We start from the raw sequence: 26410 nt of genomic DNA on the forward strand, positions 1-26410 counted from the left end.
TGAATTTTCGTTTAAGAATGAAAATAGTGTGTCCGTGTTTCATTAATTGATTTCTCTCTGTATAGATTCACTCAAATTACAATACGAGTGAATAGTCTATCATCTTAACGTTTATTTATGCAATAGCTTGCATGTTGTTTATTGTTGTATGCGCATATTCCACTTAACTTTGTGTCCTTTGGCGCAATGGTGCTTGGCTTGTTTGGTGCTGTTGCTGCTGCAAATCGCAAGCGCGCTAAGCATTTGCGCTAGTTGGCGTTTGCGCTAGTTGGTGTCTGTGCTAATCGCGACTAATCGCAAGCGCATAAACCATATAAATTAAGGCGAGTGCTTGCAATAAAAACGTGCTCGCCTTGTTTATGCAGTAAAGGCAAAAGAGTACACAACTGTTTAAGAAATGTTCGTGCAATTAATCGCCTCTATTTATTGAATATTTTTGAAGTATATGTCAAAAATATTCATTGATTTTTCTAATATGCTGTAATTTTTGGCTTAAAGTTGTTTAATCGGTAAGAGATAAGAGAGTCTAATTTGTTCAATCATCTGAATTAAAGATTATTGGATTACTTTAGTTAATCTTAATTGTGTGCAATGCAATGACAGTGTGTTGAATATAAACGAATATTTGCGTATAGTAAGAGAAAAGATGGAGGTATTGTATATGACTACTACGAATTTAAATATCAGAACAGATAAGGTAATTAAAGAACAAGCTGATAAGATTTTTTCACAACTCGGTCTCAATATGACAACAGCGATTAACATGTTTTTGCGAACAACTATTCGCGAGAATGGGATTCCATTTTCTCTTAAATTAGAGGTTCCAAATGATACAACGATTGCTGCTATTGAGGAGGGTAGGCGGATTGCCTCCAATCCTAGTGTAAAGGGTTATCGGAATATGGAAGATCTTAAGGCGGCTCTTGATTTATGAAATACGAAGTAAAATTCACGAATCAATTCAAAAAAGACCTTAAATTAGCTAAGAAACAAAATAAAAATACAGCTAACCTTTTAGAAGTAATTGATGTTTTATCTAACGGTGGTGTGCTAGAAGCTAAATATTGTGATCACGCTTTGACTGGAAAATATAGCGGAACAAGAGAATGCCATATTGAACCAGATTGGCTGTTAGTTTATGAAATTAAGAATGAAGTTCTTGTTTTGATGTTATATAGGCTTGGTACGCATTCAGAATTATTTAAGAAATAAAATAATACATTTTTAAATCTACAGTTTATTATTGGTAAAAGGTCTAGCATGTGACTTCTTTAGGCTAAATTTTGTGCAGTTTGGTTTCTGCCGAGTAACGCTCATGCAGATCGTCGCGCTGCGCGAGTGTCTATGGTTGTTGAGATTTAGCGTTCGTGTTTGGAGCAGATTCAGTTGATTATCACTCCAAACGTGAGTCAACTCTATCGCGTTTGGAGCGTCAAACCCTCCAAAACCCTCCAAGCGCGAGATAAATTCCCCGCATTTGGAGGGTCTTCGTCTTTGTTGGCGAATGCAGACCTCGCTTGCGTTAAAAACTTTTTTGAAATTTGCGTTAAGCGATGGATGTGCTAACCGTTGGATGCACTAAGCATATGCGTTAAGCGTTGCTGAGCTAAGCGTTGCGTTAACCGCATGCTACGTGTTAGTCGCTTGCACTGGCTACTATTAGTAGTTAAATCTTCTCCTAAACTAAGGCGGGCACTTGCTAATAACAACGTGCTCGCCTTAGTTGTTTTCTGTGTATTGTTGTTTTGTGTGTCTTGTTATTTTTCTGCGTCTTGTTTTTTTGTATTCCGCTTTGTTACTTCTTAAGAATTTACTCGTTGAATACGTCGGAGTGTGTTCCCGTGCGAGAAGCAGTTAAAACAAGCTCATTTTACGCGCTTTCTGATTCGCTTCATGTCTCTTTTAAACTGTGAAGTGTATGTTAAAGTAAGCATGATTAATCTTCCTTAAAAACGTCGTCCATCATCTTGGACACTGAGTTATAGCGTTTTGCTGGAATTTTTCCAGATAGAATATCTTCGGCTTCCTTAAACGCGGCGATTGTTTCTTTATTGTATTTTGGCTGTTTTAAGTCAAAGGGGAGACCTTCTTCCATAAGTGATTTGTGTAAGAACATGTTGATTGCGTCGCTAAGAGTTATGCCGAAGCTGGCAAATAATTCTTCTGCTTGTGCTTTAACGTCTTTTGTAACTCGCACGTTGATGCTTGCGGTTTTTGCGGCTGCTGTGGTTTTTGTTGCGGTTGCGCTGGTTGCCATAATATGCTCCTTGATTTTAGGTATATAATACTTAGCTTTACTTAGCCTTACTTACGCTCTACTTAAGCAGCCAATCCGTAAGATTAATCGCCTTAATGCCGTCGTAAGAGTTTATGTAATCGCGATCCATCGAAATCACGATTTTTTCGTAATTATCTTTGATTGCACGTAGTGGCTTTAGCTCACGTTCGCGTGTTTCTGGAGATTGCATACTTTCGGTAACTTGAACATATATTTTTTCGTTAGGTTTTTCTGCAACAAAATCCACTTCCGCGTTGCCAACTTTCCCAATATAAACGCGATAGTCGCGTCTAATAAGTTCAAGAAATACAACGTTTTCTATAATGTGCCCGCGATCTGTTCCTCTGTATCCTAAAAGCATGTTGCGGAAACCTAAGTCAATAACGTAGTTTTTTCCTAGTGTTTTTAGAAGTTCTTTGCCTTGAACATCGTAGCGTTGCACTGGAAAAACAATAAAAGCATCTTTTAGCATTTGTATGTAATCGCTAACAGTTTTGCTGGCAACAGATACTGTGGTTTTTTCAATATCTCCTTCAGCTCGAAGCGATTTGCTTATGCTGTTCGGTGAAGTTGTGCTGCCAATGGTGGAGCATAAGAAAGTCATAAGTTTTTGTAAAACGATTTGGTCTGCTTTCTCGTTTCTTTGTAAAACGTCTCGTAAAATAACGGTTGAGTATATTCCTTCCAAGGCTTGCATGCTACGCGCCTCATTGAATTTATACTCGCTTAAAACGGGCATGCCGCCAAATTGCAAATATTTTTGGAACTTTTCGTCTGTTGATGTGCTTTCTGGGAAGTTGTAAAAGTCCAGGAATTCCTTGAATGATAATGGCAACATGCGTATTTCAACATAGCGACCCGCGAGAAGTGTTGAAAATTCGCTAGAAAGTAAGTATGCGTTGGATCCTGTAATGTAAATGTCAACATTAAAATCAATGCGGAAAGATTCCACTGCTTTTTGCCAATCTTCTACGGCTTGAAGTTCGTCAAAAATAAGATATGTTTTTGTGGATTTGCTTGCGTTGTGTGATTCAGTGCTTTCCATGCAGTCTGATGGCATGCGTTTGTTTATATAATCGTACAATTCAGTGTAATTGGTGATATTTCGATATTTAAGTGACTCAAGATTTATGTGAATGATGTGGTCTTCGCTTACTCCGGAATTAAGTAGATGCTTGTGGAAAAGATCGAGTAGGGAAGATTTTCCGCACCTTCGTATGCCAGTTACGATTTTTACTAAGTCTACGTCTTTATGTTCAATAAGCTGGTTTAGGTATTCTGGGCGATTTATGAGCGCGTGCGTTGCTGAATTGTATATCACCGTAAGCTCCTTTTGAACACTTCCTCTACTTTTCAAACTTTTTAACTATAGTAGCAAAAACTTGCTTAAAATTCAAAGTTTTTGAATCCTACGTTAAAAACTTTTATATTTTGACAAGTTTTTGAATCCTACGTTAAAAACTTCGCGTATCGCACCAAACCACGCCTACACAACAGGATGATTTACGTAATAGTCGTGAATAGACTTCTTGGAAATTATTTCCTCGCTGCCTTGATTTGCTGGTATGCCGATTCTCGCTCGAATCCATGGATCTTCTTTGTGCGTTCTTTCGCTGAGCTGATTTCCTGTAAGATGTCCAAGCTTCGCACACACTTCCTTTATGATTTTCACCTGCTTATCTCCCAAATCTGCACATCTTTCTGGAAGAGAAATCAGTAGTTCTTCTCTGCGAATTGTAAATCTTCCTCGATGTCTGTTGAATAATTCCAATGAAACTGGACCGTTCGTCCAAGCTTCAAAATCTTCCGGGAATAGCGACAATCCGGTTGTGGCTAAGCTGTGCGCTTGAGAATAATATACAAGCTTCTGCAGTTTCATGGTTGTCATTGGCCCCATAATTTCCAATATTTTTGCCGCTACGTTAATAATGCTCATCGCGCACCTCCTTTTATTTGCAGCGAATTAATAGAGATTTTATGAATAGCAAAAGTGGGCGTCAATTCGATTAAAGAAATGTGGATAACTTTTAGCATTTTTGTGTGCAAGTTTTTAGGTTTTGATTGCTGCAATCTGATTGTTTAAGTGCAAAAAATGCGTACGGGGGGGGGTATACAATTTTTAGATGATATGGCAAGGGGACCCAATTGAAGAGAGATAATTTATTAAGGAAACAATTATGAAAAATAAGATTATGCAACCGTTGAGCGCCGGTTTTTGCGCTACAGTTTTGGCCATTGCAGGTTCTGTTACAGCTAATGTTGCTGCTTCTGCAGTTTTGCCTTCTAAAGCTTTTGCTTTGGCGAGTACTAGTAATAGTGGGGAGCCTGATTCGTCGCTTCCGCCTGTGCGCACGAGATTAACCAAAGAAGAAGCAGAGCAGATGGCAGGCTGTGAGGCCTATTTTGATTCAGCAAAGCATGAATTTGTTATTCGTCCTAAGAACGGGGCGAACGAGGGCGTTATTTCCTATTCGCTTGACAATAAAAAAGACGATTTTACAGCAATAAGAAAAGTACTTATCTTTGATGGCGACAGTGATGAAGTGTCGGTACGCTTCGATAAGCGGGTGTATATTTACGATTCTACGAATCCAAGTGCAAACGATACTTTGTTTTACCAAGTCCACGTCAAAACCATTAACATCACGCCTAATCTAAGTATTAAGTTTGCAAATAATTTAGCAACGTTCTTTATGCAAAATTATAATAAGGATGCCGATCATCTGCATTATATTAAGGGCGTAGAAAACTGGGATACATCTCATGTTGAGAGCATGGAAAAGATGTTTAACTTGGCCAGCCAGCTTGAAGGTAAGCTGGATCTTTCCAAGTGGGATGTATCAGGTGCAGATAAGCTTAATTTGATGTTCTCGGGCGTAGGTAACGACAACTTTGTCCTGGATTTCAGCAATAAAAGGTTTAAGAATTCTGTTGATGTTACGAACATGTTCAATTCTTTCCGCGGCGTTCTTGTGGCGAATAATTGGACGGTTGCGGATCCGAGCGGTGACAATCCGATTCAAAAGCTGGTGGATAATTCAAGTTGGATGCTCACGCATTGGGATGCTTCTGCGCATGCATACATCGGACCGAGCTATCACCTGCTTATTACGGACAATCCGACAATCCTTACCAAGAATCAAACTGCAAAGTACAAGTTCTACAAAAAAGTAAAAGTTATTTATAAGATAAATGGCACAGAAAAGTCGGTAGAGCTTGAGCTTCCAGCTGTTTACGATTCCCGCATTGACGAAAACGGCAAGCCGGATGTCAGCAAGGCTGCTTCCAGCGACCCTATGAAGGTTATTAAGCCTCAGATTAAGGAAGCTATTCAGAAGGCGATTAAACAGCTTCGCACCGAGAATCCATCGCTTAACTTACCTGAGAACGTTATCCCTGTGCCGGTTAAAGAGATTCTTGACAGCGATTCGCCTGCTGCACTCTTCCAGGATTACTATCTTGGTCTTGTAAAAGAGGAAACAGTAAAAGCCAAGACGACTTACAAGGCTGACACAAATCTTGAATACAAGAAAGTTGAATATGACACTCAGCCTCAAGACGGCAAAAAGCAGGTCATAACCGGCAAAATGGTAAATGGTGTCTGGCAGGCAGATGCTACAGATGAGAAAGAAATATCTGCAGTTGTAGATGGTAAGGCTCGCGTTGGTAATAAGCAGGTTGTGACTGAGGATATTCAGCCTGGTACTACTTATGAGGCTGATAGTTCGCTTGAATACAACAAGACAAGTGAGACTGCTGGTGAATCGGGTACTAAGTCTGTTACTAAGGTTTATAAGGTGGATCCTACTTCTGGTCTTACTACTGAGCTTGATGGTACACCGACTGAAGCAATTACTAAGGCTGCTAAGAATAAGGTTGTTAAGGTTGGTAATAAGCAGGTTACGACTGAGACAATTGAGCCTGGTACAACGTATGAGGCTGATAGCTCGCTTGAATACAACAAGACAAGTGAGACTGCCGGTGAATCGGGTACTAAGTCTGTTACTAAGGTTTACAAGGTAAATAAGGACACTGGACTTACAACAGAGCTTGATGGTACTCCAACTGAAGCAATTACTAAGGCTGCTAAGAATAAGGTTGTTAAGGTTGGTAATAAGCAGGTTACGACTGAGACAATTGAGCCTGGTACAACGTATGAGGCTGATAGCTCGCTTGAATACAACAAGACAAGTGAGACTGCCGGTGAATCGGGTACTAAGTCTGTTACTAAGGTTTACAAGGTAAATAAGGACACTGGACTTACAACAGAGCTTGATGGTACTCCAACTGAAGCAATTACTAAGGCTGCTAAGAATAAGGTTGTTAAGGTTGGTAATAAGCAGGTTACGACTGAGACAATTGAGCCTGGTACTACTTATGAGGCTGATAGTTCGCTTGATTATAACAATACAAGCGAGACCGCTGGTGAGGCTGGTACTAAGTCTGTTACTAAGGTTTACAAGGTAAATAAGGACACTGGACTTACAACAGAGCTTGATGGTACTCCGACTGAAATAACTACTAAGGCTGCTAAGAATAAAGTCATCAAAGTCGGCAACGTGAAAACCGAAAATAAAGTTATTAAGTTTACAACTGAAGAAATTAACGATCCTACGCTTCCCGAAGGTCAAACGCAAACTACTGAGGGTAAAGACGGTTCGGAAAAATTAGTGACAACTTATGAAGTAAACTCCAATACAGGATTAACGGATAAGGTTTTGAAAACCGAGACGAAAGATCATGTTGACGCAGTTAAAAAAGTTGTACGCCACGGAACTAAGAAAAACACCCCGCCGCAGCCACCAACTCCTCCAACACCGCCAGCACCAAACCCTGATAATCCAGGTAATCCAGGCGGCCAAGGTGGAGATCAAGGCGGTCATGGTGGCGAAGGCGGCCATGGTGATGGCACTGGCAACACTGGCACAGGAGTTGGCGACGGCACCCATGGTGGATTGAACCCGCATAATCCGTACGGTGGTCATTTTGTTGATCCTGCGTGGACGTACAATCCTGAACTCAATATTTGGGAATGGAATGGCAACGGAACTAACGATCATTCTAACGACGGCAATGGTAGTAATTCCAATGGTTCTAATGGTGCAAATAGTGCTGCTGATTCCGCCGGTGCTTCTGCTGGCACAAACGGTTCAGCAAACGGCTCAAATGCTAATGCAAACGGCGCTAACGGATCCGGCACTAACGGAGCCGACGAAAACGGCTCTAACGGCTCCAACGCCAAGAATCACAAGCTGTCTGCAACCGGCGCGAATGCTTCCAGCGCGGCCTTTGCATCCTTCGGCTCAATGCTGCTTGGGTTGCTAGGCTTGTTTGGCGCTGCTTCAAAGCGCAGGAGCTCTAAGCATTCAAATCGTTAGCAGTCTTTCTGATTTCTGATTGCTAAAATTAATAGCGCGCAGCTAACGCATAACATATTAGCTGCGCGCTACTTTATTTTCACGATTCTCACTTACACCCGCGCGCTTATCGAAGTTTATTGCTCACGCGCTTATCTTGAGCTTATCTCGCGCTTATCACGTCCGCTCGCTTATCGCTTCGCTCGCTTATCGCTCACCGCCTGTCGCCGCAGCAAGCTCCTGAATTCTTTCTGCCATATGGCAGTTAGTGTAATCGTTAAATGTGAATCCAATTAAGGACGAAGCATCAAAATCTATATTTAGCTTATTGCTATCCATTTTCGATTCCCAGTCTTCGCTATTAATCGTCTTATTAATTTTGTTCATAATCGATAGCATTGCCTGTTTGTTGCCTGTAAATTGTGCAGCAAACTCATCTGCTTCTTTGTAGCGCGTGTAGTTGCAAAGCGCGTTCCTTATTTCTTGCAGATGCTTTTCCAAGAACTTTTTGTCTTTTCTAAATTCCCATCCTGCAATCTTCGATCCGCCATACCTGTACTTGTAATACCTGAATTTTAGCGCTTTCATTAATTCATCAACTTGAACTACCAATTTCGAAGATGCGTTGCAATCCTCAAACTGCAGCTGGTATAGCATGCTAGCTATAACGCAATTTAGCTCTTCGTCTGTGGCCATAAGTGGCAGGTTGCTGCTAAAAATAATTGCCGAACGAATTTCATCTTTTAGCACAAAAGCATCCGTTTTTATGCAATCGCGTATGTAAATTTCTGGAACAGGCATGTTTAGGGTCATGCACATGTTGTAGGTAAGCTCTACAAGTCGTCCTGTTCTTACTGGCTCAGAGTACTTGCCCAAATAACTACTTATTGTGTTTCCTAAAAGCATAGAGTCGTGAATAAGTTCATAAACTATGCCGATTAGAGGTCCAATAAGTAAATTAAATGGGAAGAATGATGAAGAAAGAGCTGCAAAAACTAGGCTTCGCATAATAAAGTAGCGTCTGACGAATTTGCTTCTAACTTTTTCAAGCGCATACGTCATATTGAAACAGTTTGGATTTGCATAATAGCTATTATTTGCGTAGTAGTTTTGATTTGCATAATAGTTATTACTGCCGTAATAAGGTTGCGAGTTTTTGTTTTGCTCCTGGATGGTTTCTTCTTCTGGATCCATGTATCGCAATGGTTTAAATTGCGAGCTTAACCCTGGGTACATGGCGCAAAGATTGTCAAAACGATTTATGTCTGTGCGCGACTGAATGTAGTAAGGGTTAAATCCTGCTAGTAGAACAGGCTCAACATACGTATCTCGTAAATTAACGTTAAATAACTGGAAATTATAAGTATTCGATAATTTAAGAATTTTATGCAATGCTGAAGCAAGGTGAGCAGGATTTTGAATATGCTTTATTGTCAACAAATCTATATCGTTTTCTTGTGACCAGTTGATATAAGATTTTGCGTATTGAAGCATCCTATTGTAAGTGTGAGAAATTTTAATTGATCTGTAGAAAATTGCTTGTGCAATGAAGCATAACGTTATTGAGTAGAAGATTACTTCCAAAATGGCACCTATTGCAATAAGTACTGTTCCTAAAACAGGTGCCATAAAGAATATAAGCAACAAAGCAAGGCAAGCAAAAGCATCGATTAAATACCATCTCAATAATACTGGTATTACATCTGCTGGTTCTAGCTTTGTGCGCTTAACAAAAAGCTTAAGAACAGTTGTGTTGTGGTATGCCTGGTTTGAAGAATTAAGTCCTTTAATGTGATAATATGCAATGCGCGATAGTAACGATATTGTTCGCGTCATACCTATGCATTCATTGCTCATAAGATGAATCATCTCGTTTGCAAGAATGGCTTTCAGCTCGTCGTCGTTGCACGCGTCTGCTAAATCTTCGCTAATAAAAATTGCAGAATTTGCGTCGTCGCGTAGTGCAAAAGCGTTCGCTGCTATTTTTGATATGTAAATAGTAGGTGTAGGAATTCTCATTTCTCGACTTAAATTCTGAGCAATATTGTATGCGCGACCGTGCAAAATTATGTATTTGTAATCGCTTGGTAAATTTTCAACAAAAGATTGAACAGGATTTTCCCAAATTGTTTTTAATCGCAATGCTGGTAGCGCAAAAATAGCAGCTAGTCCTATTAATAGAATCAGTCTTAGGTCTATGTGAAGTAAAGCAGTTATTATTCCAGCAAGTATCATGAATGGGATGAGCAGGAATAAGATTGCAACAATAGCAAGTGGTATAAGTAGTGAAAAATACGAAGTTGCTAATATATGTTTTGATATTTCTTCTGCGCTTTTATAGTAGCTGCCTTGCTGATATGCGCCTTGAGACTGTTGGTATGCGCCTTGAGTTTGCTGATACGTATTTTGATACTGCTGATAGTTTTGTGAAGGCTGCTGATACGCGTTTTGAGTCTGCTGATAGTAGTCTTGCGATTGATATTCGGTTTGCTGATATGCGTCTGATTGCGGCTGTTGGTATTGCTGCTGATACTCTGACTGTTGCTGATAACTCGGCTGATAATCCTGCTGATATTGTGACTGTTGATACTCAGTTTGCTGGTAGTTAGTTTGCTGATAATTAGGCTGTTGATAGTCTGTTTGTTGTTGATAGTCTTCTTGCTGTTGATAGTCTGCTTGCTGATATTCCGGCTGATTCTGTTGATACTCTTGCTGATAATATGCTTGCTGCGAATCATCAGATTGATACCACGCCTGATTTTCCGGCTCTCCATTCGCGCCGTACTGATTGTAATCGTCGTTATGCATATTATGTATTCTCGCTCTCTAACTCTTTTAGTTATCTACAAACTATAAGAAATTACGCAGCCGCAGCACAAAATAGCCTTAACGTTTTTAAAGAAAAAAGCACCTTGTAAATAAGCCACTTTCTACATAATAAGTCGCTTTAATAAAAAATAGTAGATAATTAATTACTAATTTTGTGAATCAATAAGCGTGTAGCCGTGCCTTGTTATTACAGACTTAAGCTGAGTAAGGTAGGCGAGTGAGGCTTTAGAAAGTTTAGTTCTTTCGTTGGTAATCCAGCCAACAAGCATAGTATCGTCGCATTTTAGCGGAATCGTAACGATTTTTTCGTTGTTCAAGTCGCCGTTGTTAATTCCAGTGCAAATTGTGTAGCCGTTTAGACCAATAATAAAGTTCAGTATTGTTGCACGGTCGGAAACGTTGATTTTCTTCGGCGGACGAGTTGGCCACACTGCTTCCTCCGCAAAGAAGAAGCTTCCTTCTTCTCCCTGCTCGTACTGAATGAACGGGTATGGTTTCAAGTCTTCCAAGCTCAGGCTTTTGTGAGCTGCAAGAGGATTGTTTCTGGAAAGAAAAACGTGCAATTTTGCTCGGAAAAGAGGGTGGAATTCCAAATGTTTTTCGCGAAGCAGCTTGCCAATTACATCCTTGTTGTAGTCCGAAAGGTACAAAAGTCCAAGATCTGCGCGCATATCGCTTACTTGCTTAATAATATTTTTTGTGCGCGTTTCGCGAATAGAAAACTCGTATTCGTCAGAATTTATGCTACGAATCATATCAACAAATGCTTCAATAGCGAACATGTAGTGTTGTGTTGCAACGCTGCACAATTGTGGGCGTGGCTTTGTGCTTTTGTAACGTTCTTCAAGTAAATCGGCTTGCTCAATAACCTGTCGTGCGTATGTTAAAAATTCTGCACCGTCGGAAGTTAAAACAATTCCTTGAGTTGATCTTGTAAAAATCTCAATATTTAGCTCGCGTTCAAGCTCTTTTACAGATGAGCTCAGTGCAGGCTGTGAAATATAAAGTGCTCGTGCTGCTTCGTTCATTGAACCGCAGTCGACGATTTTCACAATATATTTCAGCTGTAGCAAAGTCATATTGAGCTTCCTTTATAAACTTTTGTAAGTTGAGTAGTAGTGAGTTAAATAAGAGCCGGTAACGAATTTAGCAAAGGGCATCGCCATGAGAATTTGCAAAAATTAAAGTTCAACGCCAATTGATGCTAAATCTTTACGCGCCTGCTCGGCTGTTGTAAAAACAAAACCGTGCATGCCAACAGCATGAGCTCCGTCAATATTTGCAGGCTTGTCGTCAAAGAATACTGTGTGTTTGGCTTCGAGATTAAACCTGCTCATTGCAAGCTCAAAAATTTCCGGCTGTGGCTTGTGTAAATGTTCAACGCCAGAAATAATAGTGCCCTGCAAAAGCGTTGAAAGCTCCGGGAATTTTCTAATTGCCAGTGGGAATGTTTCGCTCGACCAATTCGTAAGTCCCCACACTCCGTAGCCTGCTTTTTTTAAATCGTGAAGCAAATCAACCATTCCTGGCATCATTCGTGTTAAAACCTGATCGTAATTTGCGCAATACCAACGGAATGCTTCTGCAAGCTCGCTTCCAAATCTGCGTTCATATTCTGGCATAAGGTCTTTCAAAAGCTCGCCACCGTCCATGCGGTCTTCAAACTCGTAGAATCCTGCTAAATCATCTTTTCCAAAGCTTCCGTTAGGGCAGATTGTGTCAACTAAATTCGGGAACTGTTTTTGCAAGCAATTGCGGCAATTCCACTCGAGTAGAACTCGGCAATAATCAAACATAACGTCGTGAATTTCAAACTGTTTTTTGGTGTTCATACTAAGATGCGCTTTCTTTTGGTAGTTTCTGTTTTGCAAGTTACTTCATATTTATAAGAATCCCAAGTACGTGGGGAAGTGCGCTAATTATGTCGCTTGCCACAATTGGGTGTTCTAAAGCCAGCGGCTTTTTTGCTTTTAGCATATCTTGCACGAGCTGAGTGTAGCTATTTCCTCCGCTGCTTCTAGAAGCAAATACTGCGCAAATTCCGTGAATTACCGCTGCGCTTGCTGCAATAAACGCGTAGTTTGTGCGGCTTTCGTCTTGCTTTTCTCTCTGTGCAAGTAGCGCCCCTAAAATTCCTGCTAACACATCTCCGGATCCTGCGGTTGCAAGCCAAGTTGGGCCGTACTGAGCAATGTATATTGGCGTATGAGTGTAGCTTGGGGAGGCAACGACTGTTTTAGCGCCTTTAACAAGCACGGTTGCTTCAGTAAGATCTGCTGCTTTTTGAGCGTACTCAACAGGATTTTTCAATATTTCCTGAGCGCTTATTTCTAAATCGTATCTTTTAAAAAGTGAACATAATTCGCCTGCGTGAGGAGTTAATACTACTTTTGCGCAAACTTTTTTATGAAGTAAATCTAAAGCTCCAGCGTCAACGCATATTGGGGGGAGTGCGTTTTGTGATTGCGATTGAATATTGCTTAATTGGCTTTCGTTTTCATAGTTTTTAAGTATGTTCGCAATTTGTTCTCTTTGCTCTTGTGCGCTTTCGCTGTTGCAATGGCTTTCGTCTGGTATGCCAGAGCCGACTGTTATTGCGTCAACTTTTCCTTGCAAATTTTGCGATGCTACTACTTCGGGGGATGCTTGTAATACTAAGTTTTGTGCGCGAAGAGGGCCTGAATAACGAACCATTCCAATATTTGCGTATGCTGCTGCGCGAGTGCTTAATACGGCGGCTCCTGGATACTCGTTAGATCCAGTGATTACGCCTAAAACTCCTCTGGAATACTTATTGCTCGACTGATTCGGTATTTTTAGGCATTTACTAGCATCTTTTGTTGCTAAATTTACAAGTGGGCTCATATATACGATTGTAGTAAATATTTGCGATTGGTGCGCTATGTTTTATCGATTGTATATTCGTTTGCGTATACACTATTTGCCGTCAGAATGCAAGAAAAATCGTGATTATAACAGACGAAAATTTTGCGACACGCGCTTTTATAAAAAAATGTAAAGAAATTTTTGAAATATTGTTGACCCTCGTGCATATTTTATTTAAGCTATAAGCGTTATTGCGAATGATTATTTTTTTCATGAACAATTTTTCATGGCTACTTTACGCAATCAACCCATGCAATAACAGTAAAGATTCCCGAAAGGAACGAGTGTGAAAACTTCACGAATTTTCGCAACTGCCGCTGCGGTTGCACTTTTAGCTACTTCTATGAGCGCTTGCGGCTCTTCTAAAACTGCCGAAAACAATGCAAAAGGCAATCAAGTAAACGTAGTGGCAACAACAACGCAAATTTGCGATTACGTAACTCAAATCGCGTCAACTGCAGACGCAAATTCTGGTTTAAGCCTTAATAAAACCGATTCCCAGGGCAAAAAGTCTGTAATCGGAGCTCCAGCAAACAAAGCAAAGTCAACAATTAACTTGACTTGCTTGCTTGCGCCAAACGCTTCTGCTCACGAGCACGAAATGACTCCAGCGCAGTCTAAGGCTCTTTCAAAGGCTGATTTGATGCTTGTTTCCGGCGTTGATCTTGAGCACTTCTTGGATCAGGCTGTAGAAGCAACCGGTTTTAAGGGAACAATGGGCGTCACTTCCGGTATTCTTACCGCAGACGAAATCAAAGATCCAAAGGCCGAGGCTGCTAAGGAAAAGAATCTTCCTTACAAGGTTGACCGCGGTATTGCTAAAGTTCATGCCGAAAAGTGGCCATTCCCTCCAGAAGAAGGCGAAAAGGAGCCTGAATTCCAGTACGATCCGCATATTTGGACAAGTACTAAGAACACTATGATTCAGGTTAAGAATATTGGTGCATTCTTAGGCAAGGCTCTTCCTGCAAGCAAGTCGATTTTCGACGAGCATGTTGAAAAGTTCGTTAAGGCTTTGACGGATTTGGACGCTTGGGCAACTAAAGCCTTGAACAGCGTGCCACAAGAGCATCGCGTTCTCTTTACTTCTCACGACGCATTCGGTTACTTCTCTCGCGACTACAATGTGAAGTTTATTGGTGCAGCACTTTCTGACTTCAACAGCCAGCAGGATGCAACAGCGGACCACATTAAGAAGGCTGCGGAAGATGTTAAAAAGTCTGGCGCTGTGGCAATCTTTGCAGAAAACTCCAACAATTCCAAGTCAATTAAGGCTGTGGCTACAGCTGCAGGTGTAAAGGCTATTATTGGTGACGATGCGCTTTATGGCGACTCTTTGGGACCAGTTGGTTCTGCAGGTGAAACCTACATTGGCTCCATTGTTCACAATGTTGAAACATTGGTGAAGGCTTGGAATGGTAAAGTTCCGGACCTTCCAGAGTCAGTTAAGTCGGCATTAAAGAAGTAGTTTTAAGAATCAAAAGATTCTAAAAAGATACTGAAAAGACTGGAATTATAGTGAATAAGAGCGTCCTTGCAATGAAGAATTGCAGCCTTGCTTACGGTTATAAAACTGTGGTTACAGGTATTAACGGTAGTGTTGAACCTGGAGAGGCTTTGGCTTTAATAGGGCCTAATGGTTCTGGAAAAACAACGTTTTTGCAAGCCATTATTGGGATTGTGCGCGTAAGTCACGGTGAACTTAGCATGCCAAAAGCTTTGTCTATTGGCTACGTGCCTCAGCAGGTTGATTTGGACTTGACTTTCCCGATTACTGCTCGTCAGGTTGTTGCCATGGGCTTGAGCAGAAAAACTGGATTCCTCGGTTTGCTTAAAAAAGAGCAAAAACAAGCCGTTGAGGACGCTCTTAATCACGTTGGATTGCTTAACCGCGCGGATGTTCGTTTTGGCGATCTTTCGGGCGGTCAGCGTCAGCGCATTTTACTTGCGCGTGCTATTGTTGCGCGCCCAACTCTTATTTTGCTCGACGAACCTTTTAATGGTCTTGACGAGCCAAATCGCAGAGAGCTTCTTAATATTATGAAAGCCGCTAAGCAAGAAGGAATAGCTTTTGTTGTTTCTACTCACGACTTGGTAATTGCGGATGCTATTTGCGAAAAAGCGTTACTTTTGGCTGGGCATCAGGTTGCGTTTGGTCCGCTTAAAGAAGTGATGACTAAAGAAAATATTACGAACGCTTACGGCGGAAGTATGCCTGCTGCTTCTGCAGGTCTTACTTTTTCGGAAATTGCGGAAGGCTGATTTTCAATGCTTGCCCAATTAGTCGAGTTATTAAGACAATCGTTGGAATCAATTCCAGGTTTTGATTTTATTGCTTCCGCTCCTTACATTTTCCGCCCATTCTGTCTTCTTATAGTTCTTTCCATAGCTAGTGGAATTGTTGGCGTATTTGTAAACTTGCGTTGTGCAGAATTTAATGCAGAAGCTATTGTTCACGGAATTTTCCCCGGAATAGTGGTCGGAGCTTTATACGGTGGTATTGATCGTATTATTCCGGGTGCTGCAATTTGTGCAATATTTTTAGTTGCAGCTCTTGTGTGGGCTTCTCGCTCGGCTAGAATTAACGAGTCTGTTATTGCTACTGTTCTTACGACTTTCTTTGCGCTAGGCGTAGTAATTTCGCTTAAAAAAGGCGATATGTCTGGGCAGCTTGAATCGCTTATGTTTGGCAGACTTCTTGACGTCACAGACGAGCGCATGACTCAAGCTATGTTTATTTGTATTTTTGCAATTATTGTTATGTTAGCCACATGGAAGCAGCAGATTATAGTTGCTTTTGATCGCGCAAGTGCTCCTCTTATGGGCGCTAACACTTTGCTTGTTGACATTGTGCTAAACGTTGGAATTGCAGCAGTTGTTGTTTCAGCATCTTCTGCTGTTGGCGTTCTTCTTGTTATTGGATACCTTGTTATTCCGGGTGCTAGTGCTCGCTTAGTTTCGCGCACTGTTTCTGGCATGGTGTCTGTTGGTATTGCTGTTGGTATTGCAGGCGTTTTGCTTGGAATGTACGCTATGAATCTTGAGCTGGATCATCCTGTTTCTCCTCAGGCTGCAATTGCTTTAAGCATGTGCGCAATGTTTGTTGTTGTGCTTATATTGCGATGGGCTTTCCGCTTTGTTTCCTCAATAATTCCGGCACATGAATCGAATGAAGTGTGTGAATCTCATAAATCAATCTCAGAAAAGCAGGGAGCTTAAATGGTAAGTATTTGGCAAATTATTGCGCTCCCGATTGTTGAGGCGATCGTAGTCGGCGCATTATGTGGTTTCGTAGGATCTTTAGCTCTTCTAAATCAGCGCATATTCTTTACTGAATCTATTACGCACGCAGCTTTTCCTGGAGCTGTTCTTGGAGTAGTCTGCACATCTTTATATACAATCGATCAGAATGTGCTTTCTTTAGGATTATTTATTGGAGCTGCAATTGCGTGCGTATTTCTTTCCTTAGTAATGCATGCGCTTTCTCATATTAAAGGTATTTCTTCGCAGGCTGCTGCTGGAATTACTCTTACTGTTGGTTTTGCTAGTGGATATTTTTTGAATAAGTGGTTTGCGCCTCTACCGCTTCGTATTGAAGGATTTTTAACAGGCTCTTTGCTTAATTGCACTCCTGCAGACGTGATTTCAGCCTCCGTAGCTTTCTTGCTTGTTTTAGGATTGTGGATTTTTAACGCTGCTAATCTTGTGCACTGCTCTTTTGACCCAATCAATTACCGCGCTGCTGGCGGAAAATCTGGTTTTATACAAGGCATGGTTTTAGCTTTAATAATTATTACAGTTTCTGTTATTATTCCAGCTGTTGGAACGGTTGTTTCAGTATCTCTTATTGCTGCTCCTGCCGCGGCTTTAAAATCAAGAATCGCCTCTATTAATAAATTTGTTCTAGCCTGCGTACTTTCGTCTATTTTAATTGCGCTAACAGGCTTAGCTCTTGCAGTAATATTAAAGCTTTCAGCAGGAGGCACTATTGCTATTTGCGCTGGTGCTTTCTTCCTTCTAACTAAACTTGTTGAGCGGATTGTTTACGGCATTTGCAAATGCAAATCTGTTACAGCATAGTTGAAGTCTTACGAGTGTCCTAAAGTATCAATGAATTGCGCGTGAAAAATGCGCGCGATTGACGTCGTTTTTTGCGCGTTTTGTTGATTGTTTAATCGCGTAAGTTTATCGACGCCACACAAGTCCAGGTCTGCACATTAGTAACGCAAGACCCCGATAGAAAAGGACAATTATGGCTGAAAATACCATCTCCATCACCGTAAACGAGGAACGCAAGGAGGTGGATGCAAGCTTCACTGGCGTTGAACTTTTCGCGGAAGATAAAAATATTATTGCCGTGCGTTTAAATGGCGAGTTGCGTGATTTGTACACGCCTCTTCATGACGGCGATACCGTGGAATCAGTAGCACTTGATAGTGAAGATGGCATCGCAATCATGCGTCATTCCGCTACTCACGTGATGGCTCAAGCTGTTCAAGAAATTCGACCAGACGCAAAGTTAGGCGTAGGTCCTGTAATTAAAGACGGCTTCTACTACGATTTCGATGTTGATACTCCATTTACGCCAGACGATTTGAAGCAAATCGAAAAGCATATGCAGCGCATTATTAAAGAGTCTCAAAGCTTCCGTCGCCGCGTTGTAACAGAAGATGAAGCGCGAGCTGAAGAAGCAAATCAACCTTATAAGTTGGAGTTGATTGGGGATAAAGAAGCGGCTCTTGATCCGGCTGCCTCTGGCGAAATCAGCAAGCATGAGCTTAGCATGTACGACAATTTGGATCGCGAAGGAAACAAGGTTTGGAGCGATTTGTGCCGCGGACCTCACCTTCCAAACACGCGCTATATTAAGGCTTTTAAGCTTGAGCGTGTGGCTGCAGCTTACTGGCGTGGCTCGGAGCAGAATCCTATGCTTCAGCGCATTTACGGAACTGCTTGGCCTAGCAAGGAAGAGCTTAAAGCTTACACAACTCGCATGGAAGAAGCTGCTAAGCGCGATCACCGCAAGCTTGGTCAAGAGATGGATTTGTTCTCCTTCCCAGACGAGATTGGCCCAGGCTTAGCCGTATTCCATCCAAAGGGTGCTGCAATTATTAACGCAATGGAAGATTATTCGCGCGAGCAGCACAGAAAGCATCACTACAGCTTCGTGCAAACTCCTCACATTACTAAGGGCGGCTTGTACGAGACTTCCGGCCACTTGCAGTGGTATAAGGATGGCATGTATCCGCCAATGAAGCTTGACGAAGAGCGTGACGAAAACGGTAACGTAACTCGCCAAGGTGCTGACTACTACTTGAAGCCAATGAACTGCCCAATGCATAACTTGATCTTCAAGTCTCGCCAACGCTCGTACCGCGAGCTTCCTTTGCGCTTGTTCGAGTTTGGTACCGTGTATCGCTACGAAAAGTCTGGCGTTGTTCATGGCTTAACTCGTGTGCGCGGATTGACTCAGGATGATTCGCACATTTACTGCACTCGCGAGCAAATGCGCGACGAGTTGAAGAGCTTGCTTAACTTTGTGCTTGGTCTTCTTAAAGATTTCGGTTTGAACGACTTCTACTTGGAGCTTTCCACTAAGGATGAGCACAAGTTCGTTGGTTCCGACGAGATTTGGGAAGAGGCAACAAACACTTTGGCTGAGGTTGCTAAAGAGTCTGGTTTGGAACTAGTGGACGATCCAGGTGGAGCTGCATTCTACGGTCCGAAGATTTCTGTGCAAGCTAGAGACGCAATCGGCCGCACTTGGCAGGTTTCTACTATTCAGCTTGACTTCAACTTGCCTGAGCGCTTTAAGTTGGAGTACATTGCGGCTGACGGTAGCCACCAGCGCCCGGTTATGATTCACCGCGCACTCTTCGGCTCTATTGAGCGTTTCTTCGCTATTTTGCTCGAGCATTACGCGGGCGCGTTCCCAGCATGGTTGGCTCCAGTTCAGGTAACTGGCGTTCCTGTTGCAGACGAGTTCGCTCCACACTTGCAAAAGTTCATTAGCGATTTGGAAGAGAACATGGTTCGTTGCGAAATGGACAGCTCTGACGATCGCTTTGGCAAGAAGATTCGTAACGCTTCTAAGTCTAAGGTACCATTCACTTTGATTGCTGGCGAAGAGGATGTAAACAACAATGCTGTGAGCTTCCGCTTCCGCGATGGTAGCCAGTTGAACGGCGTTCCAGTTGAACAAGCTAAAGAGTGGATTTTGTCCATTATTAAGCAGCGCGTTCAGGTGAATACTGCCGAAGATTTCGAGCGCTACACTAAGTGATTTAGGTTAGCTAACTTAAACGCTAACGTAAGTTTTTGTGTAAGCTGAATCTTTAACTAAAAAGCCCACACTTCTTAACGTTGTGTGGGCTTCTTGCTATCTTCTTACAGCCGCGCGGTTACTATAAGAATGTTGATTGAACACAAGTTTTACTTGCGAGCGCAGGAAGGTTGATTCAATGTTGGAATCGTTACGCAGCAGCTTTAAGCGTGTTATTGCTCCGGTTGCAAAATTGTTTGTTCGCCTAGGCGTAAGCGCTAACGCTGTAACAATTGTTGGAACATTAGCAGTAGTTGTTATATCTTTCGTAACGGCTTTTACAGGACAACTTTTTGCAGGAGCAATATTACTTACGATTTTCGTACTTGCAGATGGTTTAGACGGCTCAGTTGCTGCACTAACTACAGGCGGCACAAAATTCGGAGCATTTCTTGACTCAACTCTTGACCGTATTGCAGATTGGTCCTTATTTATGGCAGTGTTCATTTGCTTGTGGCGTGCAAATAATAAAAGCGTGTGCATGTGGATGCCGTCCGTTATTGGAATGTTGTTAAAATACGCTGGATTATTTACTTGCATGATTGCGCTTATGGCAGCTTTTGTAACTTCGTACACTCGCGCTCGCGGTCAGTCAATTTCGGTTGATCCTAAAAGTGGATTGATTACTAGAGCAGATCGTGTAGCGATAATTCTTGTTGCTATTGGGTTATCTGGTATAACTAATCAACTTTTCTGGTTAAGTTGCGCAATGATACTGCTTTCTATCGGCGGTATTGTAACTGTTATTCAGCGTATTCTCGAAGTAAAGCAAGGTCTTCAACAAAAAGATAAGTAAAATTGTCGCGAAAGCGCAATAAAATCGTTTCGTTTGATTAATTGTACATTTTAGGAGTATCATGTCAGGTCATTCCAAGTGGGCGACTACCAAGCATAAGAAGGCCGCTATAGACGCAAAGCGTGGCAAGCTTTTTGCCAAGCTTATTAAGAACATTGAAATCGCTGCTCGTTTGGGCGGTGGAGATCCTGATGGTAACCCTACGTTGTACGATGCCATCGTTAAAGCTAAGAAGGCTTCCATGCCTGCTGACAACATCAAGCGCGCGGTGAAGCGTGGCTCTGGTGAAGAAGCTGGCGGCGCTAACTACGAGGAGATTGTTTACGAAGGTTACGCTCCTGCAGGTGTTGGCTTGATTATTGAATGCCTTACAGATAACCGTAATCGTGCTGCTGCTGACGTTCGTTCCACCCTTACTAAGGGTAACGGCTCTTTGGCAACAAGCGGTTCTGTGAGCTTCAACTTTGAGCGTAAGGGCTTGATTGAAGTTCCATCCGAAGGTGTTGATTACGATAAGCTTTTCGAAGTAGCTGCAGAAGCTGGTGCTGAGGATGTAGCTGACGATGGTGATGTGTACTCCGTTTACACTAATTCCAGCGATTTGGTTACCGTTCGTAAGGCTTTGCAGGATGCTGGTTTCGACTACGATTCTGCTGAAATCGTTATGCATCCAAATAATGAGGTTGAGTTGAGCTTTGAAGATGCTCAAAAGGTGTCTCGCTTGATTGACAATCTCGATGATTTGGACGATGTTCAGAACATTTATAGCAACTGGACCGCTTCGGATGAAGTTATGGCTCAGCTTGAGGAAGCAGAATAGTTTCCAATGATGATTTTGGGCGTTGACCCCGGGCTTACTCGCTGCGGGGTCGGCGTGATTGAAGCCGGCGTTTCTCGTCGGCTTTCTTTTATTCACGTCGATGTGTTGAGATCTGATCCAAATCTTTCTCAAGATTTGCGTTTGCTTAAGATTTACAATGGTTTAGTTGAAAAGATTGAGCGTTTTTCTCCGGATGCTGTTTCTATTGAGCGTGTTTTTGCTCAGGAAAATCTAAATACTGTTCTAGGCACTGCTCAAGTCGCAGGTCTTGCTATGTTGGCTGCCGCTCAACGCAATATTCCAGTTGCTTTGCACACTCCTACTGAGGTTAAGCTTGCTGTTGCTGGCAACGGCAAGGCGCAAAAGCCTCAGGTTGAGCGCATGGTTGCTCGTCTTCTTGGTCTTAATATGCTCCCAACTCCTGCTGATGCGGCTGATGCTTTAGCTCAGGCAATTTGTCACGCTCTTCGCCCGGAAGGTGCTTTGCAAGGAGGCGAGCGCGAGCAGCATTTAACTCCAGCTCAAAAACAGTGGGCTTTAGCTCAGCGCGCGGCTCGCGGTGCTTCTTCTGTCTCTCGAGGCATGTAGGATACCAATAGAACAGATGTTCTATTGATTGTTTTTTGACTTGTCTGCTACGTTATGCTGCGAGCTGTTATTGCTGGAAGGTGAGCGTTTATGATTGGTATGCTTGTTGGTCAAGTAGCGTCTGTTGATGCTCGCACTGCTCTTATTGTTGTTTCAGGCGTTGGTTACGAAACTTATATGCCTTCTCAAGATTTGTCTTCTTTGCACGAGGGGCAGGAAGTTCGTGTTTATACTTCTATGCAGGTTTCGCAGGATTCAATAACTTTATACGCTTTTACAACTCAAGCTGCTAAACGCATGTTTTTGCAGGTTCAAAAAGTAAGTGGTATTGGTCCTAAAGTTGCGCTTTCAATTCTTTCTACTCTTAATGTTGATCGTCTTTTGAAAGCTATTTCCGAAGGAGATGTTACTGCTCTTTCTTCCGCGCCAGGCTTGGGTAAAAAAGGTGCTCAGAAGATTATTCTGGAGCTTAAAGGCTCTATTGATCTTAACAGTTTATCTGCAGATGCTTCTGAAACTTCAAGCAGCAAAACTATTGATACTGGCATTAGTGCAGTAATTGATGGTCTTGTTTCTCTTGGTTGGAGACAATCTGATTCTCAGCGTGCTGTTGAACAGGTTTGTGCTGAGAATAATATTTCTACTCCTATAAAAGATGCTGATATGCCTAATATTCTTCGCATGGCATTGGCTTCATTAGATAGAGGTAGATGATATGCTACTTTACAATAAAGCATTGGGGGAGTTGAAATGAGTAATGAATACGCATCTACACTAAATACTGGTGTTTCGGAAGATTCTTTGCGCATGGTTTCTTCTGCTCCTTTAGCTAATGAGCAGCTTAGTGATGAGGAGCTTCGTCCGCGCGCTTTAGAAGGTTTTATTGGTCAGCCTTTACTTAAAGCACAGTTGCAACTATTTTTGGATGCTGCCAAAAAGCGCGACGTTCCGCCTGACCACATGCTTTTGGCTGGCCCTCCAGGTTTGGGCAAAACTACTCTTGCAATGATTGTTGCAAACGAGCTTCAAGTTCCTATTCGTATTACTTCCGGTCCTGCTATTCAGCATGCTGGAGATTTAGCTTCTATTCTCAGCGCTTTGGACACTGGCGAAGTTTTGTTTATTGACGAAATTCACCGTCTTCCGCGTGCTGCAGAAGAGTTGCTTTATATTGCGATGGAAGATTTTCGCGTTGACGTTATGGTTGGTAAAGGGCCTGGAGCATCTTCAATACCACTTACTTTGCCACGTTTTACAGTAGTTGGTGCTACTACTCGCGAAGGCATGCTTCCTTCTCCATTGCGCGCTCGCTTTGGTTTTACAGCTCATCTTGATTTTTATCCTCACGAAGAGCTAGAAAAGCTTATTGAACGTTCTGCTAAAGTTCTTGGAATTAATCTTAAAGATCAGGCTGCTAAAGAATTATCTTTGCGATCTCGCGGAACTCCTCGTATTGCGAATCGTTTACTTAGACGAGTGCGCGACTGGGCTATTGTTCACGACTTGGATTGTGTAAATCAAGATGCTGTTGTTGAAGCTTTAGCATTGTATCAAATTGATACTCAAGGTTTAGACAGGCTAGATATTGCAGTTCTAAAAGCAATGGTTTGCCAATTTAATGGAGGACCGGTTGGTCTTAATAATTTGGCTGCAATGGTTGGTGAAGAAGCGGAAACCGTTGAAACAGTTTGCGAGCCTTATTTGGTTCGTGAAGGATTCTTAATTCGCACGCCTAAAGGCCGCGTTGCAACTGCTAAAGCTTGGGAGCATTTAGGTTTGAAAGCTCCTAGTAATGTCAGCGAGATGGCTTAAAATAATTGTCTTGGACGGCATTTCGGCTGTCTTATGGTTGGACACTTAAGGAGTTTATTGTGCCTCAATTTTTCCAGCAGTACGGTCTTCTTATTGCGCTTATCGTAGTAATGGTTGTTATGATGTGGTTCCAAACTCGCAATGCTAAAAAGCGTCAGAATGAAATGCGCTCATTCCATGAATCTTTGCAGCCAGGTACTGAGGTTATTACAATCGGCGGAATTATTGGCAAGATTGTAAGCGTAGATATGCAGTACGAAGAAATCGTTATTGATTCTGAAGGTAGCTTAATGCGCGTGTCTTTTAGAGCTGTAAACAGGTTGTATGTGCGCCCTGCGTTTATTAGCGACGAAGAAGCTGCAGCTAACGAAGCTAGTGAAGCTAACGAAGCTGAATCTAATGCAGAATCTGCAGAAGATGCACAAGCTTCAGAATCAGTAGAAGCTGAAAATACTGCAAATACTGCAGAGTGAAAAAATAAAGCTTTTAGTAAAATTTATAATTAAAAATTTTAAGTCGTGATGTGTGAAGTTTTTGCTTCGCGCATCACGCTAATATGCAGATTTTTTCCATATTCCAGTAACACATCTTGCGAAGAAAAGAACGTTAGGATTATGACAACAACGGATATTACAGTAAAATCGTTGAAAACAGTGAGTAAAGATGATTCCGATTATCTTGCTTCATTAATTCGTACCGTTCCGGGATTCCCAAATCCGCATATTATATTCCGCGATTTTCTCCCAATATTTTCTAACGCACGCGCTTCTCGTATTCTTGTTGACTCTTTAGTAGACGCTTTGCCTACTGAGCCTGATTCAATCGACTTAATTGCAGGTCTTGAAGCTCGCGGCTTTCTTTTCGGCCCACTTTTAGCAGAACGTTTAGGCAAAGGTTTTCTTGCTATTCGTAAAGCTGGTAAGCTTCCGCCTCCAGTTATTAGCGAATCTTATATGCTTGAATACGGTCAGGCTAGTATTGAAATCGAAAATGATGCTATTAAACCTGGCCAGCGTGTTCTTATTGTTGATGATCTTATTGCAACCGGCGGCACAGCAAAAGCTGCCGCAAATATTGTTAAAAAAGCTAAAGGGCAAGTTGCAGGATTTAGCTTTGTGATTGAACTTACTGGCATTAGTGGAATGAACGATTTAGATGATTATCCGTGCAGCAGTTTAATGACTATGCCCGCGTAGAGTTTAGCAAAATATAAACAATTTAAAGCAGTAGAATTATTTACTAATATTAGTTTTACACGTTTGAAATAGTACTGAAAGGAGAAGCTATGGTTGAAAAACTTAAGTCATCCTTAATCAGCGTATCTAAAGGTGTAATTACTCCGTTTATTGTAATTTTTGTTTTTTCTCTTACAATAGGACTTTTCTTATCTCTTACTTTACTCGTAGTTTCTATTGAAGAAGGAACTGGTAATCTTTCTGATTCCGCAATGTCTATGACTTGGGCTGTATTTATGTTTGCTCAAGGAATTGGTCTTACTTTTGACAATTGTGTGCTAACAATAACTCCTTTAGGCTTAACAATTTTGCTAATAGCCTCCCTTGCTAGCTTAATTAGAAAAGTTGAAGGCGGCTCTACAGCATACGTAACAGGTACTGTATTTTGGGTTGCTATTAACGTAATTCTTTCACAAAATACGCATATAACTTTGGTTGATTCTGTTCCTGTTATTATTTTCAAAACAGCTTTAATATACTTAATATCTTTGTTTATTGCTGTTTTCCCACGCAGCTTAGTTTATAAAACTTTTAAGCAGCTTTATAAGCAAACGTGTCCTGAATTTGTGCAAAAAAATATTCGCGTAATTAAACGCTCGGCAGTTATTTTATTTGCAATATACTCGACTGTAGCTTTAGTAACTGTAATAGTTTGGTGCTGCACGAATATTGGTTCTGTTAATTCTTTCTTCATAAAACTCGGTATGCAAAATGGTTCGCGTATTCTTACGTCAATTGCATGCATAGTATGGTTGCCAAATATAGCTATTTGGGCTTTGTCTTGGATTTGTGGAGCAGGATTTAGTATTGGCAAAGTTGCGCATTTTACTTTGGTTTCCTCAACGCACAAATCTTTGCCACCAGTGCCAGTTTTTGGAATATTTCCTGAATCAGTATCCGACTCTTTATACCGAAACGCAATATTGAGCATTATTCCAATAATTTGTTTTGCTGTAATACTTTTAGCAATATTGCATAAGCGCGGTTGTGGATTGCGCTTAAAAAATATTAAAGATAAAGAAGAGCTTAAAGCTTTTGCTATGGGCTTAGCTCAGTCAGCTGCAGTAAGCATTTGCATTGCTTCTTTAATAACAATTATTTTTACTATTGTTTTTGCTTTAGCAAACGGATCTTTAGGAGAGTACAGGCTTTCTTTTGTAGGAGTTGACATTGTTGAAAGCACAAGGGCTGTAGGTCATCTTACTCTTTATGCTGTTTGCGCAGCATGGCTTATTTCAGTTCTTGGAATATTGCTATCTTGGGCAATTCGTTATCTTTTTGCTATGCTGCTTAATAAAAATTCTGCGCAAAACAAAACTCTTAGCGTTGAAACTGAAACTACTTCTGATCCTGCAGAAGATAATACAAATAAAACAGATACCGAATTAATACAAAGAAAATCACCTTTGTCTTTGAAAAAAGCCGCTCCTAGAACGGTTTCATCAAAGACCAAAATAAAATAAATTCCTCACTACTATTTTTAGGAA

23 protein-coding genes are annotated in these 26410 nt (G+C 41.6%); 16 read left to right on the plus strand and 7 right to left on the minus strand.

What is annotated here, in order from left to right:
• The first annotated feature begins 661 nt into the window (after positions 1-661).
• The gene (locus tag HXT52_RS02425) at positions 662-934 is read left to right on the plus strand and encodes a type II toxin-antitoxin system RelB/DinJ family antitoxin (protein ID WP_004137333.1); all 273 of its coding nucleotides are present in this window, start codon (positions 662-664) and stop codon (positions 932-934) included.
• The gene (locus HXT52_RS02430; protein ID WP_004137331.1) at positions 931-1212 is read left to right on the plus strand and encodes a type II toxin-antitoxin system YafQ family toxin; all 282 of its coding nucleotides are present in this window, start codon (positions 931-933) and stop codon (positions 1210-1212) included. Before HXT52_RS02425 ends, HXT52_RS02430 begins: the two co-directional genes overlap by 4 nt.
• A 724-nt stretch (positions 1213-1936) precedes the next feature.
• Here HXT52_RS02430 and HXT52_RS02435 read toward each other — a convergent pair.
• The 3 genes from HXT52_RS02435 to HXT52_RS02445 all read right to left on the minus strand — a co-directional run bounded on the left by HXT52_RS02435 (position 1937) and on the right by HXT52_RS02445 (position 4214).
• Positions 1937-2257: a type II toxin-antitoxin system RelB/DinJ family antitoxin gene (locus HXT52_RS02435; RefSeq protein ID WP_421776123.1), complete on the minus strand. Its 321-nt coding sequence runs from the start codon at positions 2255-2257 to the stop codon at positions 1937-1939.
• Between the two features lie 58 nt (positions 2258-2315).
• Positions 2316-3599: an ATP-binding protein gene (locus tag HXT52_RS02440; RefSeq protein WP_421776124.1), complete on the minus strand. Its 1284-nt coding sequence runs from the start codon at positions 3597-3599 to the stop codon at positions 2316-2318.
• Positions 3600-3764: 165 nt separating this feature from the next.
• On the minus strand, positions 3765-4214 hold the full coding sequence (locus HXT52_RS02445) for a Panacea domain-containing protein (RefSeq protein ID WP_421776125.1): 450 nt from the start codon (positions 4212-4214) through the stop codon (positions 3765-3767).
• Between the two features lie 241 nt (positions 4215-4455).
• On the opposite strand from HXT52_RS02445, the gene HXT52_RS02450 reads away from it, so the two are divergent.
• The gene (locus HXT52_RS02450; protein WP_421776126.1) at positions 4456-7656 is read left to right on the plus strand and encodes a G5 domain-containing protein; all 3201 of its coding nucleotides are present in this window, start codon (positions 4456-4458) and stop codon (positions 7654-7656) included.
• Between the two features lie 186 nt (positions 7657-7842).
• Here the strand turns inward: HXT52_RS02450 and HXT52_RS02455 are convergent, their stop codons facing one another.
• From HXT52_RS02455 to HXT52_RS02470, 4 genes are all read right to left on the minus strand, one after another.
• Entirely contained in the window at positions 7843-10443 is a 2601-nt protein-coding gene (locus HXT52_RS02455) for a M48 family metalloprotease (RefSeq protein ID WP_421776127.1), read from the minus strand.
• A gap of 167 nt (positions 10444-10610) precedes the next feature.
• Complete coding sequence (locus HXT52_RS02460) at positions 10611-11543, minus strand: LysR family transcriptional regulator (protein ID WP_116794062.1); 933 nt, start codon at positions 11541-11543, stop codon at positions 10611-10613.
• 102 nt (positions 11544-11645) lie between these two features.
• Positions 11646-12296 (minus strand): HAD family hydrolase, encoded by a 651-nt coding sequence (locus HXT52_RS02465; RefSeq protein WP_421776128.1) that lies wholly within the window; start codon positions 12294-12296, stop codon positions 11646-11648.
• Between the two features lie 40 nt (positions 12297-12336).
• The gene (locus HXT52_RS02470) at positions 12337-13329 is read right to left on the minus strand and encodes an ADP-dependent NAD(P)H-hydrate dehydratase (protein ID WP_421776129.1); all 993 of its coding nucleotides are present in this window, start codon (positions 13327-13329) and stop codon (positions 12337-12339) included.
• Between the two features lie 307 nt (positions 13330-13636).
• Here HXT52_RS02470 and HXT52_RS02475 point away from each other — a divergent pair, with 307 nt between their 5' ends.
• From HXT52_RS02475 to HXT52_RS02535, 13 genes are all read left to right on the plus strand, one after another.
• On the plus strand, positions 13637-14818 hold the full coding sequence (locus tag HXT52_RS02475; RefSeq protein WP_421776130.1) for a metal ABC transporter substrate-binding protein: 1182 nt from the start codon (positions 13637-13639) through the stop codon (positions 14816-14818).
• A gap of 71 nt (positions 14819-14889) precedes the next feature.
• A complete protein-coding gene (locus HXT52_RS02480) occupies positions 14890-15612 on the plus strand; it encodes a metal ABC transporter ATP-binding protein (protein WP_004137320.1) in 723 nt (240 codons plus the stop codon).
• Between the two features lie 6 nt (positions 15613-15618).
• Positions 15619-16569, plus strand: a complete 951-nt coding sequence (locus tag HXT52_RS02485; protein ID WP_421776131.1) for a metal ABC transporter permease — start codon at positions 15619-15621, stop codon at positions 16567-16569.
• Entirely contained in the window at positions 16570-17430 is an 861-nt protein-coding gene (locus HXT52_RS02490) for a metal ABC transporter permease (RefSeq protein ID WP_004135125.1), read from the plus strand.
• A gap of 172 nt (positions 17431-17602) precedes the next feature.
• Entirely contained in the window at positions 17603-19633 is a 2031-nt protein-coding gene (gene thrS, locus HXT52_RS02495; RefSeq protein ID WP_102694718.1) for a threonine--tRNA ligase, read from the plus strand.
• Between the two features lie 178 nt (positions 19634-19811).
• A complete protein-coding gene (locus tag HXT52_RS02500; RefSeq protein WP_415699398.1) occupies positions 19812-20468 on the plus strand; it encodes a CDP-alcohol phosphatidyltransferase family protein in 657 nt (218 codons plus the stop codon).
• 61 nt (positions 20469-20529) lie between these two features.
• Positions 20530-21288 (plus strand): YebC/PmpR family DNA-binding transcriptional regulator, encoded by a 759-nt coding sequence (locus HXT52_RS02505; RefSeq protein ID WP_421776132.1) that lies wholly within the window; start codon positions 20530-20532, stop codon positions 21286-21288.
• Positions 21289-21294: 6 nt separating this feature from the next.
• Entirely contained in the window at positions 21295-21876 is a 582-nt protein-coding gene (gene ruvC, locus HXT52_RS02510) for a crossover junction endodeoxyribonuclease RuvC (protein ID WP_421776133.1), read from the plus strand.
• 90 nt (positions 21877-21966) lie between these two features.
• On the plus strand, positions 21967-22590 hold the full coding sequence (ruvA, locus tag HXT52_RS02515) for a Holliday junction branch migration protein RuvA (protein WP_004137305.1): 624 nt from the start codon (positions 21967-21969) through the stop codon (positions 22588-22590).
• 36 nt (positions 22591-22626) lie between these two features.
• The gene (gene ruvB, locus HXT52_RS02520) at positions 22627-23688 is read left to right on the plus strand and encodes a Holliday junction branch migration DNA helicase RuvB (RefSeq protein ID WP_004135109.1); all 1062 of its coding nucleotides are present in this window, start codon (positions 22627-22629) and stop codon (positions 23686-23688) included.
• 59 nt (positions 23689-23747) lie between these two features.
• Positions 23748-24161, plus strand: a complete 414-nt coding sequence (gene yajC / locus HXT52_RS02525) for a preprotein translocase subunit YajC (RefSeq protein ID WP_410296099.1) — start codon at positions 23748-23750, stop codon at positions 24159-24161.
• A gap of 141 nt (positions 24162-24302) precedes the next feature.
• Positions 24303-24884 (plus strand): adenine phosphoribosyltransferase, encoded by a 582-nt coding sequence (locus HXT52_RS02530; RefSeq protein WP_246905270.1) that lies wholly within the window; start codon positions 24303-24305, stop codon positions 24882-24884.
• Positions 24885-24973: 89 nt separating this feature from the next.
• Positions 24974-26386, plus strand: coding sequence for a DUF6350 family protein (locus tag HXT52_RS02535; protein ID WP_421776134.1), 1413 nt, complete (start codon positions 24974-24976; stop codon positions 26384-26386).
• Positions 26387-26410: the final 24 nt, after the last annotated feature.

Origin of the sequence: Gardnerella sp. KA00288 (genome assembly GCF_049244085.1) — a bacterium.
In the GTDB taxonomy this organism is placed as follows: Bacteria; Actinomycetota; Actinomycetes; order Actinomycetales; family Bifidobacteriaceae; genus Bifidobacterium; species Bifidobacterium greenwoodii.

Excerpts from the sequence above, each read along its gene's own strand:
- HXT52_RS02505 (WP_421776132.1), top strand. The coding sequence starts at position 20,530 with ATGTCAGGTCATTCCAAGTGGGCGACTACCAAGCATAAGAAGGCCGCT.
- ruvA (WP_004137305.1), top strand. The coding sequence starts at position 21,967 with ATGATTGGTATGCTTGTTGGTCAAGTAGCGTCTGTTGATGCTCGCACT.
- ruvC (WP_421776133.1), top strand. The coding sequence starts at position 21,295 with ATGATGATTTTGGGCGTTGACCCCGGGCTTACTCGCTGCGGGGTCGGC.
- HXT52_RS02425 (WP_004137333.1), top strand. The coding sequence starts at position 662 with ATGACTACTACGAATTTAAATATCAGAACAGATAAGGTAATTAAAGAA.
- HXT52_RS02455 (WP_421776127.1), bottom strand. The coding sequence starts at position 10,443 with ATGCATAACGACGATTACAATCAGTACGGCGCGAATGGAGAGCCGGAA.
- HXT52_RS02435 (WP_421776123.1), bottom strand. The coding sequence starts at position 2,257 with ATGGCAACCAGCGCAACCGCAACAAAAACCACAGCAGCCGCAAAAACC.
- HXT52_RS02430 (WP_004137331.1), top strand. The coding sequence starts at position 931 with ATGAAATACGAAGTAAAATTCACGAATCAATTCAAAAAAGACCTTAAA.
- HXT52_RS02490 (WP_004135125.1), top strand. The coding sequence starts at position 16,570 with ATGGTAAGTATTTGGCAAATTATTGCGCTCCCGATTGTTGAGGCGATC.
- thrS (WP_102694718.1), top strand. The coding sequence starts at position 17,603 with ATGGCTGAAAATACCATCTCCATCACCGTAAACGAGGAACGCAAGGAG.
- HXT52_RS02470 (WP_421776129.1), bottom strand. The coding sequence starts at position 13,329 with ATGAGCCCACTTGTAAATTTAGCAACAAAAGATGCTAGTAAATGCCTA.
- HXT52_RS02485 (WP_421776131.1), top strand. The coding sequence starts at position 15,619 with ATGCTTGCCCAATTAGTCGAGTTATTAAGACAATCGTTGGAATCAATT.
- HXT52_RS02460 (WP_116794062.1), bottom strand. The coding sequence starts at position 11,543 with ATGACTTTGCTACAGCTGAAATATATTGTGAAAATCGTCGACTGCGGT.
- HXT52_RS02450 (WP_421776126.1), top strand. The coding sequence starts at position 4,456 with ATGAAAAATAAGATTATGCAACCGTTGAGCGCCGGTTTTTGCGCTACA.
- HXT52_RS02535 (WP_421776134.1), top strand. The coding sequence starts at position 24,974 with ATGGTTGAAAAACTTAAGTCATCCTTAATCAGCGTATCTAAAGGTGTA.
- HXT52_RS02480 (WP_004137320.1), top strand. The coding sequence starts at position 14,890 with ATGAAGAATTGCAGCCTTGCTTACGGTTATAAAACTGTGGTTACAGGT.
- HXT52_RS02465 (WP_421776128.1), bottom strand. The coding sequence starts at position 12,296 with ATGAACACCAAAAAACAGTTTGAAATTCACGACGTTATGTTTGATTAT.
- HXT52_RS02445 (WP_421776125.1), bottom strand. The coding sequence starts at position 4,214 with ATGAGCATTATTAACGTAGCGGCAAAAATATTGGAAATTATGGGGCCA.
- ruvB (WP_004135109.1), top strand. The coding sequence starts at position 22,627 with ATGAGTAATGAATACGCATCTACACTAAATACTGGTGTTTCGGAAGAT.
- HXT52_RS02500 (WP_415699398.1), top strand. The coding sequence starts at position 19,812 with ATGTTGGAATCGTTACGCAGCAGCTTTAAGCGTGTTATTGCTCCGGTT.
- HXT52_RS02530 (WP_246905270.1), top strand. The coding sequence starts at position 24,303 with ATGACAACAACGGATATTACAGTAAAATCGTTGAAAACAGTGAGTAAA.